The organism is Desulfobulbus rhabdoformis, from assembly GCF_016919065.1.
In the GTDB taxonomy this organism is placed as follows: Bacteria; Desulfobacterota; Desulfobulbia; order Desulfobulbales; family Desulfobulbaceae; genus Desulfobulbus; species Desulfobulbus rhabdoformis.
Genome location: NZ_JAFFQA010000168.1, coordinates 1 through 436 on the forward strand (window position 1 = coordinate 1; position 436 = coordinate 436).

Sequence of the window (436 nt, forward strand, 5' to 3'; positions counted from 1 at the left end):
GGATGCAGCCGCCCTTTTTCGCGCGCTTGTTGCCCAGCGTCAGCAACCGGGTCAGCCGCCCCCACGCCGCCCGGTCGACCGGATAGGCGACAATGTCGGGCGTGCCATCGGCGAAGATGAGGCGCGCGCCGACGACCAAGGTCGGTGGCGGCGGGGCGCCGACCTCGTCCGCTTTCTCCCGTGTCTTGCGCCAGGCCCGATAGGCCCGCACCACCCCTGCGACCGTGTTGCGGTCGACGATCCCGATCCCGTCAAGGCCGAGTTCATAGGCTCTCGCGACCATGTCCTCAGCCGGACTGGCCCCGTCGAGGAAGGAATAATGAGTCGCCGCGACCAGTTCGGCGAAGTCAGCCACTTAATCCTCCCCGGCACGGGGAAGGGTACCATGCGCAGCATGGTGGAGGGGGCGTGCGGCTAGATTCGCCCTATGTGGAAG

Annotated in this window: 1 protein-coding gene; it reads right to left on the reverse strand. The window is 67.4% G+C overall.

The genetic code is table 11. The annotated features are described in order from the left end of the window. Positions 1 to 355, reverse strand: a 355-nt coding sequence (locus JWJ90_RS22935) for a PHP domain-containing protein (protein WP_205229521.1), incomplete at its 3' end; no start/stop codon positions are given. Positions 356 to 436 lie beyond the last annotated feature (81 nt).